11 protein-coding genes are annotated in these 15,050 nt (G+C 66.0%); 3 read left to right on the top strand and 8 right to left on the bottom strand.

What is annotated here, in order from left to right; genetic code table 11:
- Position 1 precedes the first annotated feature (1 nt).
- Positions 2-781 carry an ABC transporter ATP-binding protein gene (locus CBM2586_RS14035; protein ID WP_115666432.1) on the bottom strand — a complete coding sequence of 260 codons (780 nt, stop codon included), beginning with the start codon at positions 779-781 and terminating at the stop codon, positions 2-4.
- Between the two features lie 340 nt (positions 782-1,121).
- On the opposite strand from CBM2586_RS14035, the gene CBM2586_RS14040 reads away from it, so the two are divergent.
- Complete coding sequence (locus CBM2586_RS14040) at positions 1,122-2,282, top strand: IS30 family transposase (protein WP_115687593.1); 1,161 nt, start codon at positions 1,122-1,124, stop codon at positions 2,280-2,282.
- A gap of 83 nt (positions 2,283-2,365) precedes the next feature.
- On the opposite strand, the gene CBM2586_RS14045 is transcribed toward CBM2586_RS14040, so the two are convergent.
- From CBM2586_RS14045 to CBM2586_RS14075, 7 genes are all read right to left on the bottom strand, one after another.
- A complete protein-coding gene (locus CBM2586_RS14045; RefSeq protein ID WP_115688100.1) occupies positions 2,366-3,565 on the bottom strand; it encodes a ribonucleotide-diphosphate reductase subunit beta in 1,200 nt (399 codons plus the stop codon).
- Between the two features lie 149 nt (positions 3,566-3,714).
- On the bottom strand, positions 3,715-6,666 hold the full coding sequence (locus tag CBM2586_RS14050) for a ribonucleoside-diphosphate reductase subunit alpha (RefSeq protein WP_115688102.1): 2,952 nt from the start codon (positions 6,664-6,666) through the stop codon (positions 3,715-3,717).
- 492 nt (positions 6,667-7,158) lie between these two features.
- Positions 7,159-7,779 (bottom strand): 1,6-anhydro-N-acetylmuramyl-L-alanine amidase AmpD, encoded by a 621-nt coding sequence (gene ampD / locus CBM2586_RS14055; protein ID WP_115688104.1) that lies wholly within the window; start codon positions 7,777-7,779, stop codon positions 7,159-7,161.
- Positions 7,776-9,425 (bottom strand): sigma-54-dependent transcriptional regulator, encoded by a 1,650-nt coding sequence (locus CBM2586_RS14060; RefSeq protein ID WP_115688106.1) that lies wholly within the window; start codon positions 9,423-9,425, stop codon positions 7,776-7,778. Before CBM2586_RS14060 ends, ampD begins: the two co-directional genes overlap by 4 nt.
- A 23-nt stretch (positions 9,426-9,448) precedes the next feature.
- Entirely contained in the window at positions 9,449-11,596 is a 2,148-nt protein-coding gene (locus CBM2586_RS14065; protein ID WP_115661134.1) for a sensor histidine kinase, read from the bottom strand.
- Positions 11,593-11,904 carry a PP0621 family protein gene (locus tag CBM2586_RS14070; RefSeq protein WP_115661133.1) on the bottom strand — a complete coding sequence of 104 codons (312 nt, stop codon included), beginning with the start codon at positions 11,902-11,904 and terminating at the stop codon, positions 11,593-11,595. Before CBM2586_RS14070 ends, CBM2586_RS14065 begins: the two co-directional genes overlap by 4 nt.
- Before the next feature lie 6 nt (positions 11,905-11,910).
- Positions 11,911-12,846 carry a cytochrome C assembly family protein gene (locus tag CBM2586_RS14075; protein WP_115661132.1) on the bottom strand — a complete coding sequence of 312 codons (936 nt, stop codon included), beginning with the start codon at positions 12,844-12,846 and terminating at the stop codon, positions 11,911-11,913.
- Between the two features lie 141 nt (positions 12,847-12,987).
- Between CBM2586_RS14075 and ffh the strand changes: the two genes are divergently transcribed.
- The gene (ffh, locus tag CBM2586_RS14080; RefSeq protein WP_115688108.1) at positions 12,988-14,382 is read left to right on the top strand and encodes a signal recognition particle protein; all 1,395 of its coding nucleotides are present in this window, start codon (positions 12,988-12,990) and stop codon (positions 14,380-14,382) included.
- A 53-nt stretch (positions 14,383-14,435) separates the two neighbouring features.
- Positions 14,436-14,978 carry a hypoxanthine-guanine phosphoribosyltransferase gene (locus CBM2586_RS14085; RefSeq protein WP_115688110.1) on the top strand — a complete coding sequence of 181 codons (543 nt, stop codon included), beginning with the start codon at positions 14,436-14,438 and terminating at the stop codon, positions 14,976-14,978.
- Positions 14,979-15,050 lie beyond the last annotated feature (72 nt).

Below are 15,050 nucleotides of genomic sequence, written 5' to 3' on the forward strand. Positions count from 1 at the left end.
ATCAATGCCCTCCCTGCGCAGCGAGCGCGGCATCAGCGCTGCCCATATAGGCCTCGATGACCTGCGGGTTGGCGGAGACTTCCGCGTATGTGCCCTCGGCCAGCACGCTGCCGCGCGCCAGCACCGTGATGGCGTCGCAGATGCCGGACACCACTTTCATGTTGTGCTCCACCATCAGGATGCTGCGATTGGCCGAGACCTTCTTGATGAGCTGCATGACGCGGTCAACGTCTTCGTGGCCCATGCCCTGCGTGGGCTCGTCGAGCAGCATCAGCTCGGGGTCGAGGGCCAGCGTGGTGGCGATTTCCAGCGCGCGCTTGCGGCCGTACGGCATCTCGGCGGTCGTCATGCCGGCGAAGTCCTCCAGTCCGACGTCGGCGAGCAAAGCCATGGCCCTGTCATCGAGTGATGCGAGGACTTTCGGCGAGCGCCAGAACTGGAAGGAAATCCCGAGCCTGCGCTGCAGCGGGATACGCACGTTGTCAAGCACGGTCAGGTGCGGAAACACCGCCGAGATCTGGAAGGAGCGCACCACGCCCCGGCGTGCGACCTGTGCCGGCTTCTCACCGGAGATCTCGGCACCGTTGAACCGGATGGTGCCGCGCGTGGGATCCAGGAACTTGGTAAGGAGGTTGAAGCAGGTGGTCTTGCCTGCACCGTTCGGACCGATCAGTGCGTGGATGTGCCCACGCGTGACCTTGAGGCTGACGTCGTTTACGGCGACGAATCCCTTGAATTCCTTCCTCAGTCCGACGGTTTCAAGAATGAGATTGCTTGCCATGGTCATTTCCGCGCCCGTTGTTGGGGTCTGCTGGAGAATATGGCCGCAACTAAAACACGTCCAATATATTATTGGTTAGTCATTGATACTTTTTGTGTATATGTATGAGGCGCGCAGCCAGTCGGGCGCCACTCGCGAATTGTCGCGGACGTCAGGACACGAAGGCGTGTCGAAGCGCCACAAAGGCGACAGAAGCGATTGCGAACAGGGGTCTGTTGCTTGAGCGAAGCGGACGCACTAACGTCCACGCGTCGGTGGAGGCGAATGACGCTTCATGGCTGCGGATTCAACCGGTCGATGCAACACACTAAAGGCTTTGCAAGCCTGAGGGGTGCTGCAAATGAAGCAAAGACGGCGGATCTACTACACCGAGACCCAAAAGGCACTGATGTGGGAACGGTGGCGCAAAGGTGACACGCTTCATCAGATCGCACGATTGTTCGATCGGGGTCACTCTTCGATGCAGAGGATCTTGGCGGAGACCGGTGGTATCCAGCCAGTACAGCGACACCGCTCCCGATTGGCATTGACGCTTGCCGAACGAGAGGAGATCTCTCGCTCCGTGGCGGCCGGACTCTCTGTCCGGTCGATTGCATCCCGGCTAGGACGCGCCCCGTCTACCATTAGCCGTGAGCTCAGGCGAAACGGGGGAAGCCAAGGCTATCGTGCAAACCAGGCGGACGAGCTTGCCTGGGCGCGAGCGCGCCGCCCAAAGGCCTGTAAGCTCGTCGGAAACCGAACGCTGGCGCAGGTTGTGGCAGCCAAGCTGAGGATGCAATGGTCCCCAGAGCAGATTGCAGGCTGGCTCAAGCATGCATATGCGGTCAACAAGGACTACCAGGTGTCACACGAGACGATCTATCGTAGCCTTTATGTACAGGCCCGCGGTGCGCTGAAGAAGGAGTTGCTTGAACACCTGAGGCGCTGCCGGGTCATGCGTCACTCTCGTCTCTATTCCGCGAAGACTGACGACCGTGGAAGAATCTGTGACACCGTTTCGATCAGTGAGCGGCCTGCAACCGTCGAAGATCGCGCGATTCCCGGCCACTGGGAAGGCGACCTGCTCTTCGGCAGCGACAACAGCCAGATCGTCACCTTGGTCGAGCGTCAGACGAGGTTTGTGATGCTGGTGAAGGTTGCCAGCAAGGACACAGAGACTGTGGTCAATGCCCTGATCAAACATGCAGGCAAATTACCCCAGGAGCTGTACAAATCGCTGACGTGGGATCGTGGAAAAGAGATGGCCGATCACAAGCGCTTTACCGTGGCGACCGACATTCAGGTCTACTTCTGCGACCCTCAGAATCCCTGGCAACGGGGCTCCAACGAGAACACGAACGGCCTATTAAGACAATACTTCCCGAAAGGCACGGATCTCTCTGTCTACTCGCAAGCCAAACTCAATGCCGTCGCGAGGCGGCTCAATGAACGTCCGCGCAAGACACTCAACTTTGATACGCCGGCCGAACGATTCCATCAAAACGTTGCATCGACCGGTTGAATCCGCAGCCGATAGCAGCCACCTTAAGCAAAAAAATGGGAGCCATCAGCTCCCATTTCTCATTATCCAAGGAAGATAACCACTCAATCCCAGCTCAACGCCCCACCCGTCTGATACTCAATAACCCGCGTCTCAAAGAAGTTCCTCTCCTTCTTCAAGTCAATCATCTCAGACATCCACGGGAACGGATTCTCCTCGTTCGGGAATAGCTGATCAAGACCAATCTGCTGGCAACGACGATTGCAAATAAACCGCAGGTAAGACTTGAACATCGGCGCATTCAGCCCCAACACCCCACGCGGCATGGTGTCCTCAGCGTAGCGATACTCAAGATCAACCGCCTTCTTGAACAGCTCCGTAATCTCAGCCTTAAACTCCGCCGTCCAAAGATGCGGATTCTCCAGCTTGATCTGATTAATCAGGTCAATCCCAAAATTGCAGTGCAGCGACTCATCCCGCAGGATGTACTGATACTGCTCCGCCGCCCCAGTCATCTTGTTCTGCCGCCCCATCGCCAGGATCTGCGTGAAGCCCACATAGAAGAACAGCCCTTCCATGATGCAGGCGAACACGATCAGCGACTTCAGCAGCTTCTGGTCGTTTTCCGGCGTGCCGGTCTTGAACGACGGGTCGGTCAGCGTGTCGATGAACGGGATCAGGAACTCGTCCTTGTCGCGGATCGACTGCACTTCGTGGTACGCGTTGAAGATCTCGGCTTCGTTCAGGCCCAGCGATTCAACGATGTACTGGTAGGCGTGCGTGTGGATGGCCTCTTCAAAGGCCTGGCGCAGCAGGTACTGGCGGCATTCCGGCGCGGTGATCTGGCGGTAGGTGCCCAGCACGATGTTGTTGGCGGCCAGCGAGTCGGCGGTGACGAAGAAGCCGAGGTTGCGCTTGATGATGCGGCGCTCGTCTTCGGTCAGGCCGTTCGGGTCTTTCCACGTCGCGATGTCTCGCGACATGTTGATTTCCTGCGGCATCCAGTGGTTGGCGCAGCCGGCCAGGTACTTTTCCCACGCCCACTTGTACTTGAACGGGACGAGCTGGTTGACGTCGGTCGAGCCGTTGATGACGCGCTTGTCGGCGGCGTTGACGCGGCGGTTGCTTTGCGCGGCGGCGGCGTTGGGGTTGTTGCCCAGGATGCCGGCTTGCGTGGCGCTCGGCGGCAGGACGCCTTGCTGGTCGGCGGTGGCAGCCGCGGGGTTGGAAACTGCAGCGGGTTGCAGGGCAGGCTGCGGTGCGGCCTGCGGGGTGGCTTGAACGTCGTCGTCCCAGCTCAGCATGATTGGTTCTCCGTGATTCGGTTGGGGGGCGCAGTTGGTCAGGTTTGACGCTTTACTTCGTTGATGCGCCGGCCCTCACCCCCGCCCCTCTCCCGCAAGCGGGAGAGGGGAGCAAACCGGGGGTTGTTTTTACGCTCAGGTTCTTCGCCTTACTGGCAGGCTTCGCACTCTTCAAACCCAGGATCGCCCGGGCGCATCGTGCAGACGGCGCCTTCGGCTTCCGGCATGGCCGGGGCCGATGCAGCGGCGGCGTCCAGGGACGACGTGCTGTCGCTGCCCGACGACACCGCGTTCAGCGAGCCGCGCGACACGGTGGACTTCTCCACGTGCGTGGCAGCCATCGTGCGCAGGTAGTACGTGGTCTTCAGGCCGCGCAGCCAGGCCAGCTTGTAGGTGTCGTCCAGCTTCTTGCCCGAGGCGCCGGCCATGTAGATGTTCAGGGACTGGGCCTGGTCGATCCACTTCTGGCGGCGGCTGGCGGCTTCGACCAGCCAGGTCGGCTCGACTTCGAACGCGGTGGCGTAGATGTCGCGCAGGTCTTGCGGAATGCGGTCGATGCGCGACAGCGAGCCGTCGAAGTACTTCAGGTCGGCGACCATCACTTCGTCCCACAGGCCGCGTTCCTTCAGGTCGCGCACCAGGTAGTCATTGACCACGGTGAACTCGCCCGACAGGTTCGACTTGACGTACAGGTTCTGGAAGGTCGGCTCGATGCAGGCGGACACGCCGATGATGTTCGAGATCGTGGCGGTCGGCGCGATCGCGATGCAGTTCGAGTTGCGCATGCCGTGCTGCTTGATGCGGGCGCGCAGGCTGTCCCAGTCCATGGTGCTGGACAGGTCCACTTCCAGGTAGCCGCCGCGCTCTTCGGCCAGCAGCTTGAGCGAGTCCTGCGGCAGGATGCCACGGTCCCACAGCGAGCCTTCGTAGGTGCTGTAGCGGCCGCGCTCTTCGGCCAGCTCGGTGGAGGCCTGGTAGGCGTAGTAGCACACGGCTTCCATCGAGGTGTCGGCGAACTTGACCGCGGCGTCGCTGGCGTACGGGGTGCGCAGCACGTGCAGGCAGTCCTGGAAGCCCATGATGCCCATGCCGACCGGACGGTGGCGCAGGTTGGAATTGCGGGCCTTGTCGACAGCGTAGTAGTTGATGTCGATGACGTTATCCAGCATCCGCATGGCGGTGCGGATGGTCTTCTGCAGCTTGGCATGGTCAAGCGCGTACGAGCCATCGGCCTGCTTGGCCAGGTGGGCGACCAGGTTGACCGAGCCCAGGTTGCACACGGCGATTTCGCTGTCGTTGGTGTTCAGCGTGATTTCCGTGCACAGGTTGGAGCTGTGGACGACGCCGACGTGCTGCTGCGGGCTGCGGATGTTGCACGGATCCTTGAAGGTGATCCACGGGTGGCCGGTTTCGAACAGCATGCCCAGCATCTTGCGCCACAGTTGCAGCGCGGGCAGCTTCTTGAACAGCTTCAGTTCGCCGCTGGCGGCCTTGGCTTCATAGCCCAGGTAGGCCTTCTCGAATTCCTTGCCGACCTTGTCGTGCAGGTCCGGGCAGGTGGCGGGCGAGAACAGCGTCCACTCCCCGCCTTCCATCACGCGCTTCATGAACAGGTCCGGGATCCAGTTGGCCGTGTTCATGTCGTGGGTGCGGCGGCGGTCGTCGCCGGTGTTCTTGCGCAGTTCCAGGAATTCTTCGATGTCCAGGTGCCACGTTTCCAGGTAGGCGCAGACGGCGCCTTTGCGCTTGCCGCCCTGGTTCACGGCCACGGCGGTGTCGTTCACTACCTTCAGGAACGGCACCACCCCCTGGCTCTTGCCGTTGGTGCCCTTGATGTGCGAGCCCAGTGCGCGCACATTGGTCCAGTCATTGCCCAGGCCGCCGGCGAACTTGGACAGCAGCGCGTTTTCCTTCAGCGCTTCGTAGATGCCTTCCAGGTCGTCCGAGACGGTGGTCAGGTAGCACGACGACAGCTGCGAGCGCTGGGTGCCCGAGTTGAACAGGGTCGGCGTGGACGACATGAAGTCGAACGACGACAGCAGCTGGTAGAACTCGATGGCGCGCGCTTCGCGGTCTTTCTCGTTAAGCGCCAGGCCCATGGCCACGCGCATGAAGAAGGCCTGCGGCATTTCGATGCGGGTTTCATCGATATGCAGGAAGTAGCGGTCGTACAGGGTCTGCAGGCCCAGGTAGTTGAACTGGAAGTCGCGGCCGGCGTCCAGCGCGGCGCCCAGGCGGGCCAGGTCGAAAGTGGCCAGCTTTTCGTCGAGCAGTTCGGCCTCGATGCCGCGCGCGATGAACTTGGGGAAGTATTCGGCGTAGCGCGTGGCCATCTCGGCCTGGGTCACTTCGGTGCCCAGGATTTCCTTGCGGATGGTGTGCAGCAGGATACGGGCGGTGACCTGGCTGTAGTCCGGGTCCTTCTCGATCAGGGTACGCGCGGCCAGGATGGCGGAGTCGTACACCTGCGTCATCGGTACGCCTTCGTACAGGTTCTTCAGCGTTTCCTTCAGGATCGGCTCGGCGCTGACGGCCGAGTTTTCCCCATTCCCCAGGCCGGAGCAGGCGTTGTCGATCAGGGCGTGCAGCGCGACGATGTCGAGCGGCTTGCTCACGCCGGCGTCGGTCACGTTGATGCTGATGCCGGCCTCCTGCACGCGGGCCACGGCCTCGGCACTGGCGCTGGCACGCTCGGCCTTGCGCTTCTCGCGGTACAGCACGTAGGCGCGGGCCACTTCATGCTCGCCCGAGCGCATCAGCGACAGCTCGACCTGGTCCTGCACGTCTTCGATATGGATGGCGCCGCCGCTCGGGCGGCTGCGCACCAGCGCGCGCACCACGTTGCCGGTCAGCTGCTCGACGATCTCGCGCACGCGCGCCGAGGCAGCGCCCTGCCCGCCGTTGACGGCGAGGAAGGCCTTGGTCATGGCGACGGCGATCTTGGACGGCTCGAACGCCACCACGGCGCCGTTGCGACGAATGATCTTGTGGTCCGGGTAATTCGTGGCTGCGGCGCTGGGGGTCTGCTGCGCGGTCGAGGCCTGGCTGGCAACGCCGGTGGCGGCGCCACCCGTGGTGATTTCGTTCTGGGCCGTTTGCATGAGAACTCCTGTTTTTACCCTGGAAATAAGAGACAAAGAGTCCCTGGCGAAATGCGGCGAAAAAGAACGTCCCTCCCGGCTGCATAGCGGGTGCGACAGACTGCCTTTACGTGAACATTTCGCCAGGGACTCTTGTGATTCGCTGGCCTTGCGTGGAGTTTTGCAGTCGACGCGAACTTCGCGGCTGCTGCCTCGCTCCTTGGGCCGGCTCCCCGGTTTGACTACTAGATATAGTGTGTGATGCGGAAAACTGGGCTAAGTATAGTGAAACGAATCCGAATGACCAGTCTTGACAACCGTTATTTGGGGGCCGCCCGCGGCTGTGCGGCGGCGCCACATGCCCGCAAGCCTAGTAGTCGCAAGGGTTTCGGCCAGACCGTTCGCAACTGCACATTTGACAAAAATTTTTTTGATTGTTGCAGGGTTGCGATAGCCCCACACCGACGTGGGGCATGTGCGCGGGGATGGGGCACGCCAGCGTTAGCAATGACGTTAGGAATCCGTCACCTGCCGGGCAGCGCCCGGGCACTGGTAGGGCAGCATGCCCGGCGCCACGCCGGCCTGCCTGGCAAAGCGCTCCCAGTCGAAATGCGGGCCGGGATCGGTCTTGCGGCCCGGCGCGATGTCGCTGTGGCCGGCAATCGCGCGCACCGGGTAGCCTGCCATCAGCGCTGGCACCAGCGTCGCCACGGTGTCGTACTGGGCTTTGGTGAACGGCAGGTCGTCGCAGCCTTCGATCTCGATGCCGATTGAAAAATCGTTGCAGCGCGCGCGGCCGAAGAAGTCTGACTGCCCCGCATGCCAGGCCCGCTGGGTGCACGGCACGAACTGCACCAGCTCGCCCGTGCGCGTCACCAGGAAGTGCGCGGACACCTGGACCTGGTGGATGGTGGCAAAGAACGGGTGCTTGTCCGGGTCGAGCCGGTTCTGGAAGAACGCCTCGATGTCGCCGCTGCCGAACTGGCCGGGCGGCAGGCTGATGTTGTGCAGCACCACCAGGTCCACCGGCATGCCGTCCGGACGTGCGTCGAAATTGGGCGACGGCACGCGGCGGGCCGCCGGTACCCAGCCGTCGGCATCGGGCAGGAAGGCGGAACGTGCAGGCGCGGTCATGACGTGCCCTCGCCTTCCGCCGCGCCGCGGTCGGCGGCGTCCATGGCTTCGCGGATGCCCAGCTGCTGGATGCGGTAGCGCAACTGGCGCAGGTTCAGGCCCAGCAGCGGCGCGGCGGCGGTGCGGTTGAAGTTGGTCTGCGCCAGCGCCTGCAGGATCAGTTCGCGCTCGACGGCTTCCAGCCTGGCGGGCAGGTCGATCGGGAAGACGATGCCGCGGCAGGCGCGTTCGGCGGGGTCGCCGGGGCCGGCCTCGGGCGCGGTTTCTTGCTCCTCCGCGTAGGCAGCAGCGGCCGACGGCGGTGGCTCGGGCGCAACCGGCGCAGGCGTGGCGGCGGCCGGCGCGGCCGCAACCGCTGCCGTGTCCCAGGGCGCGTAAGGGTATGGCGCCATCGGCTGCGGCACCATTGCCGGCGCCGGCGCATGCATCAGCCCGGCGCGCCCGGCGCCTGCGTCCAGCGGGCCCAGGTCGGCCACCTCGATGTCGCCGCTCTCGGCAAAGGCGTAGGCGCGCTCGAGCAGGTTTTCCAGCTCGCGCACATTGCCCGGGAACGGATAGGCCGCCAGCCGCTGCAGCGCGGCCGGCGACAGCCGCTTGGGATGCGCATCGCCGTAGCGCACCGCCAGGTGGTCCAGGATGGCGCGCGCCAGCACCGGAATGTCTTCGCCGCGCTCGCGCAGCGTGGGCATGCGCAGCGCCAGCACGTTCAGGCGGTAGTACAGGTCCTGGCGGAACTGCCCTGCCGCCACCATCGCGGCCAGGTCCTTGTGGCTGGCGCACATCACGCGCACGTCGACCGCGTCTTCGCGGCTGGCGCCGATCTTGCGCACGCGGCGCTCCTGCAGCGCGCGCAGCAGCTTGACCTGCATCGGCAGCGGCAGGTCAGCCACCTCGTCGAGCAGCAGCGTGCCGCCGTTGGCGGCCTGGAAGAAGCCACCGCGCTCGGCGTCGGCGCCGGTGAACGCGCCCTTGACGTAGCCGAAGAACTCGGACTCCATCAGGTTCTCGGGGATGGCGCCGCAGTTGACGGCGACGAAGGGATGGGCGGCCCGACTGCTGATCGCATGAATGGCTTGTGCCGCGCGCTCCTTGCCGCTGCCGGATTCGCCGCTGATCACTACCGGCGCCATGCTGCGCGCCAGCCGCGACAGCGAGCGGCGCACCTCCTGCATCGCCGCGGAATGGCCGGGCAGCAGCGCCGCGGCGCGGTCGGCCGCGTGCGCGGCCGCGGTGGCGGCGTCGGCATCGGCGCTGTCGCGCGACTGGCGGCCGAGCGCGTTCAGCACCAGGCTGCGCAGCTGCTCCAGCGACACCGGCTTGGCAATGTAGTCGAAGGCGCCGGCCTTGAGCGCTTCCACGGCGTTGTCGGCGCTGCCGTAGGCGGTGATCACCGCCACCGGGATGCGTTCGGGCGCGGCCGACAGCTGGCGCACGATCTCGATGCCCAGCCCATCACCCAGGCGCATGTCGGTCAGCACCAGGCTGTAGCGGCCCTGCGCCAGCTTGTCGCGCGCCTCGGCCAGCGAGCCGGCCAGCACCACGTCATGGCCCATGCGGCGGATCGAGATGTCCAGCAGCTCGCGCAGGTCGGCCTCGTCGTCGATGACCAGGATGGGATCGGGCGGGCGGGACATTCTGGGCGGCATGGGTGATGGCGGAATCGGTAGGGTCAAACGGCGGCCGCCGCGGCGGCTTCGGCGCTTTCGATGCGCAACGTCAGCACGAAGGCCTTGGCCGGCAGTGTATCGCGCGCGGCGGCGGCCAGCATGCCGGTGCGCTCGATGAGCGCCGGCAGCGAGATGGTGCCGTAGCGCACCTGCGCGTCATTGGCGCCGCACAGCTCGCGCGCCATGAACAGCCCCAGCCCGGTGCCCTGGGCGTTACTGGTGAAGAACGGCTCGAACAGGCTGCGCTGGTGTTCGCGCGCCACCTCGGCGCCGTCGTTCCAGACGATCAGCTCGGCATGGTGCTGGTCCAGCGCGTGCGCCAGCAGCCGGATCGAGCCGGGCAGCCGGCTGCAGTAGCGCCAGGCGTTGTCGAGCAGGTTGCCCAGCACCTGCTGCAGCTGCGCGGCGTCGAACACCACCGGCTGGACCACGTCGACGGTCAGGCGGATGGCATTGGCGTTGATGTCGGCGCGGCCGGCCGGGCGGGTCTCGCCGGCGCGGGGGCGGCGCTGGCGCATTTCGGCGCGCCAGCGCTCGACGATCTCGGGCAGCGCCTGCGCCAGCTGCACGGTGCTGCGGCCGGTGCGCGGGCGGCGCGACATCTGCAGCACGTCCGCCACCACCTGGTCCAGCCGGCGCACGTTGTCGTGGATGATGCGCAGCAGGCGGGCGTCGATATCGACACCGGCACCGCCCTGCTCCGGTGCGTCCGGATCGTGCCGGCCGGAATCGCCCAGCAGTTCGCTGGCCTGGCTGATCGCCGCCAGCGGGTTGCGGATCTGGTGCGCGATGCTGGCCACCAGCCGGCCCATGGCGGCCAGCTTTTCCTGCTGCACCTGTTCGGCGATGCGTTCCCAGCTTTCGATATGGACCAGCACGGTGTCGCGCATCTCGCTGCGCAGCAGCGCCTCATCCTCCTGCGACCACGCCATGGCCTCGTTCTGCGCGATGGCCAGGCGCAGGCGGGCGGCGGCTTCGGGCGACAGCTCGTTCCACGCGGCGGTGTCGAGCGCGGCCGGCACGGTGCGGCCATGCGCCATGGTCGAGCGCAGGCCGGCCAGGCCCGGCAGCACGAAGCGCAGCCGCAGCCGGGTGTGCTGCATGGTGCCATCGGCCAGCGCGGCGCCGGAAGCCATCGGCAGCAGCTGCAGGATGCGCGGCACGTCGTCCTTGCTGCGCAGCCAGTCGCGCAGCATTTCCATCAGCGGCTGCAGGCGCGGGATGCGGCGCAGGTCGAACAGCACGGTATCGCCGCCGCCCGGCCCGCCTGCGCCGGCCGGCGCAGCGCCCAGCTTGCGCGAGTAGATGCGCTCGTGCGGCTGCACGCCCAGCAGCACCACCGCGGCGGGATTGGCGGCCACTACCGCGCCGTTGGCGCGCACCAGCATCACGCCGTCCTGCATGTCGTTGACCATCAGCCGGTTGACCAGCTGCTGCAGGCGCAGCTCCTGCTCGCGCGCCAGCGCCAGGCGCTCCTGCGCCAGCTGGCGGTTGGCCAGCATATACATCAGCAGCGCGGCGATCATGAACACCAGGCCGAACAGGCCCGAGCCCAGCAGCCCGGCATCGGCCTGGCGCAGCAGGATGGTGTGCATGAAGGGCCCGCTCATCACCACCAGCGCCGAGATCGCCGCGGCAAATAGCGCGAACAGCAGGCTGGTGAGCGCGCCGGCTTCCAGCGCCGGCAGCAGGAAGATCATCGCCAGGCCCTCGGCGTGCCCGTCGCGCCCCAGCACGCTGAAGACCAGCGCCAGCAGCGCCAGGTCGGCCAGCACCTGCACCCGCACGCGCAGATGGAAATGCCGGCGCCACAGCGTGCCGGCCAGCATCGCCAGGGCAATGCCGAGGTAAGGGACGGCGACGGCCATGGCCGCCGCATGCTCGATGCCGCCCATGGCGTCCAGGCCAAAGGGCAAGGCGGGGATCGCGGCCGCGATGGTAGCGGTGGCGGAAGTGGCCGCGCCGGTGACCGGCTCGCCGCGGCGCATCAGCGCAAAGCCGACCAGCAGCAGCCCTATGGCGACGCGGGTCCAGCAGAAATAGCGCAGCAGGCGCCAGTGGAAGTCAGGCGGCTCGGGCTGGCGCCACAGCTGCGCCAGCCCGCGCCAGGCGTTCAGCCGCTGCCAGGCCGACGGCGCCGGCTGGGTCATGGGTGCGGGCCGCTGCTGCCGTCGCCGCTGCCGCGGCTGCTTTCGGTGCGGCTTTCTTCAGGCAGGTGGCTGCGCCGGCAGTAGTGCAGGCCGCGCCAGGCAATGGCATCGCCCTGCGGCAGGTGCACGCCGCACTGGGCGCACTGGACCATGCGCTCGGCGGCCGCGTCGGGCGTGCCGGCGGCGGCGTGTTCGCTGGCCTCGCGCGCCTGGCGGGCGCGATGCTCGGCCAGCCGGGCCTCGGCGCGGGCGCGCAGCCACCAGAAGACGCCCAGCACCACGGCCAGCAGGATCAGGATACGTGCCATGGAGAATCAGAGCCGGTGCAGGACGACTTCAATCACGAAACGGCTGCCGACATAGGCCAGCAGCAGGATGCCGAACGAGGCCATGACCCAGCGCAGCGCCACCTTGCCGCGCCAGCCGCGGAAGATACGGCCGGCCAGGATGCCGCCGAACATGGCCCACGAGATCAGCGCGAACACGGTCTTGTGGTCCAGCCGGAACGCACGCCCGAACAGCTCTTCGGAGAACAGCAGGCCCGAGCCGATGGTCAGCGTCAGCAGCACGAAGCCCGCGCCGATCAGCCGGAACAGCAGCTTCTCCAGCGTCAGCAGCGGCGGCAGCAGGTCCAGCCAGCGTCCCAGCCACTGGCCGGGCTGCGGTGCCGCTGGCCGCGCCGGCGCGTGCCGGAAGCCGTGCAGGCGCCGCTCGGCCAGCAGCATCAAGAAGGCGTGGAACGCGGCCAGCGTGAACAGCCCGTAGGCCACGTTGGCGATGATGAAATGCAGCTTGAACAGCGGCCGCGCCGCGTAGCCCAGGATCTGCGAGCCGGGAAACGCCAGCGGCATCAGGCTGGCCACCAGCGCCACCGGGATCACGATCAGCCCCAGCCCCGCCAGCGAGAAGAAGAAGCTCTCGATCCAGTAAATGCCCACGCCCAGCCATAGCATGGCCGACAGCGCAAAGGCAAAGCCGAACATCATGCGCTCGGCCGGGAAGATCGTTTCATGCAGCAGCATGCCGTGGCTGGCCAGCGCCGCCAGCATCAGCACATGCCACCAGGCCGGGCGCCCCTCGCCGTGCGCGCCGCCCGCCGGAGGGATGCCGCCGCCAGCCACCAGCACGGCAGCAGCCGAAGCGCCGGCCGGGCCGGCCGAAGCCGCCACGCGCGGATGGCGCGTGGCCCAGCCGTGCCAGGCCAGGCCGCAATAGAGAAGTGCCGTCAGGGCATACAGTACAATGACCATTTACGCAGTTTACCTTAGTGCCCACGGCCGGTGGCGGCCCGCTTGAACCGGTGTGGCCGGTGTTCCAGGCCCGCCCGTGTGCCGGACTGCCTCCCGATTTCAGCCCCGAGCCCTGCTCCGACTTCTCCTCCGATTCCTGCCATGCTGGACAATCTCACTCAACGCCTGGCGCGTGTGGTCAAGACCATGCGCGGCGAGGCGCGCCTGACCGAGGCCAACACCGCCGAGATGCTGCGCGAAGTGCGCCTTGCCATGCTCGAAGCCGACGTGGCGCTGCCGGTCGTGCGCGAATTCGTCGCCCGCGTGAAGGAAAAGGCCATGGGCGAGGAGGTGGTCAGCAGCCTGACCCCGGGCCAGGCCCTGGTCGGCGTGGTCCAGCGCGAGCTGACCACGGTGATCGGCGGCGCCGAAGCCGCCAGCGGCAACAATAAAGAGGCCGAGCTGAACCTGTCGGTGCAGCCGCCCGCCATCATCCTGATGGCCGGCCTGCAGGGCGCCGGCAAGACCACCACCGCCGGCAAGCTGGCCAAGTGGCTCAAGGAAAACAAAAAGAAGAAGGTGCTGACGGTCTCGTGCGACGTCTACCGCCCCGCCGCCATCGCCCAGCTCAAGACCGTGTCCGAGCAGGTCGGCGCTGACTTCTTCCCGTCGCAGCCGGACCAGAAGCCGGTGGACATCGCCCGCGCGGCGGTGGACTGGGCGCGCAAGCATTACCACGACGTGCTGATCGTCGACACCGCCGGCCGGCTGGGCATCGACGAGGCGATGATGCAGGAAATCGCCGCACTGCACGCCGAGCTCAAGCCCGCCGAGACCCTGTTCGTGGTCGACGCCATGCTGGGCCAGGACGCGGTCAACACCGCCAAGGCGTTCAATGACACCCTGCCGCTGACCGGCGTGGTGCTGACCAAGCTGGACGGCGATGCGCGCGGCGGCGCGGCGCTGTCGGTGCGCCACATCACCGGCCGCCCGATCAAGTTCGTCGGCGTCGGCGAAAAACTCGACGGCCTGGAGCCGTTCTACCCGGACCGCATGGCCCAGCGCATCCTGGGCATGGGCGACATCCTGGCGCTGGTCGAGGAAGCCCAGCGCGGCGTCGACATGGAAGCGGCCGAGAAGCTGGCCAAGAAGATCAAGAAGACCGGCGACTTCGACCTCGAGGACTTCAAGGCGCAGATCGGCCAGATGAAGAAGATGGGCGGCCTGGGCAGCCTGGTCGACAAGCTGCCGGCGCAGTTCGCCCAGCAGGCGCAGGGCGCCAACATGGACCAGGCCGAAAAGCAGGTGGCGCGCATGGAGGGCATCATCAACAGCATGACCCCGGCCGAGCGCGCCAAGCCGGAGCTGATCAAGGCCAGCCGCAAGCGCCGCATCGCCGCGGGCGCCGGCGTGCCGGTGCAGGAGGTCAACCGCCTGCTCAACCAGTTCGACCAGATGCAATCCATGATGAAGAAGCTCAAGGGCGGCGGCATGATGAAGATGATGCGCCAGATGGGCGCGATGAAGGGCGGCATGAAGGGCCTCTTCAACCGCTGAAGCCGGCCGCCGCAAGCCGAACCGCCTCCCCGCACAAGAACAGGAAAGACATCATGATGACTGCCGAACAGGCCCGCGAGCTGTGGGCCAATTCCGAAGAAATCGTCTCCGCCGTGGAAGTCCAGGCCTCGCTGGACCGCATGGCCGCGGACATCACCGCCAGGATGGGCAATGACTTCCCGCTGGTGCTGTCGGTGATGGGCGGCGCGGTGGTCTTCACCGGCATGCTGCTGCCCAAGCTGGCGTTCCCGCTGGAGTTCGACTACATCCACCTCTCGCGCTACAACAACAAGACCGTCGGCGGCGAGATGCAATGGCGCGTGGCCCCGCGCGAATCGGTCAAGGACCGCGTGGTGCTGGTGCTGGACGACATCCTGGATGAAGGCGAGACCATGGCCGCCATCCGCCAGCGCATCATGGACATGGGCGCGAGGGAATTCCACGCCGCCGTGCTGTGCGAGAAGACGCTGAGCAAACCCAAGCCGATGCATCCGGACTTCTGCGGCTTTGCCGTGCCGGACCGCTACGTGTTTGGCTGCGGGATGGATGCGAAGGGTTACTGGCGCAACCTGGATTCGATCCGGGCGCTGGTTTGAATTAGAGAGGGGCGCGCGGCGCGCGCTGAGGGTGTTCTCCCCTCTCCCGCGCGCTGTATGGACCGGGGACAT

The sequence above is a fragment of the Cupriavidus taiwanensis genome, assembly GCF_900250115.1.
Lineage (GTDB): Bacteria > Pseudomonadota > Gammaproteobacteria > Burkholderiales > Burkholderiaceae > Cupriavidus > Cupriavidus taiwanensis_B.

Bases quoted from the DNA above. Each gene is read 5' to 3' on its own strand.
- CBM2586_RS14050 (WP_115688102.1), bottom strand. From the start codon at position 6,666: ATGCAAACGGCCCAGAACGAAATCACCACGGGTGGCGCCGCCACCGGC.
- CBM2586_RS14065 (WP_115661134.1), bottom strand. From the start codon at position 11,596: ATGACCCAGCCGGCGCCGTCGGCCTGGCAGCGGCTGAACGCCTGGCGC.
- CBM2586_RS14035 (WP_115666432.1), bottom strand. From the start codon at position 781: ATGGCAAGCAATCTCATTCTTGAAACCGTCGGACTGAGGAAGGAATTC.
- ampD (WP_115688104.1), bottom strand. From the start codon at position 7,779: ATGACCGCGCCTGCACGTTCCGCCTTCCTGCCCGATGCCGACGGCTGG.
- CBM2586_RS14075 (WP_115661132.1), bottom strand. From the start codon at position 12,846: ATGGTCATTGTACTGTATGCCCTGACGGCACTTCTCTATTGCGGCCTG.
- ffh (WP_115688108.1), top strand. From the start codon at position 12,988: ATGCTGGACAATCTCACTCAACGCCTGGCGCGTGTGGTCAAGACCATG.
- CBM2586_RS14040 (WP_115687593.1), top strand. From the start codon at position 1,122: ATGAAGCAAAGACGGCGGATCTACTACACCGAGACCCAAAAGGCACTG.
- CBM2586_RS14085 (WP_115688110.1), top strand. From the start codon at position 14,436: ATGATGACTGCCGAACAGGCCCGCGAGCTGTGGGCCAATTCCGAAGAA.
- CBM2586_RS14045 (WP_115688100.1), bottom strand. From the start codon at position 3,565: ATGCTGAGCTGGGACGACGACGTTCAAGCCACCCCGCAGGCCGCACCG.
- CBM2586_RS14060 (WP_115688106.1), bottom strand. From the start codon at position 9,425: ATGCCGCCCAGAATGTCCCGCCCGCCCGATCCCATCCTGGTCATCGAC.
- CBM2586_RS14070 (WP_115661133.1), bottom strand. From the start codon at position 11,904: ATGGCACGTATCCTGATCCTGCTGGCCGTGGTGCTGGGCGTCTTCTGG.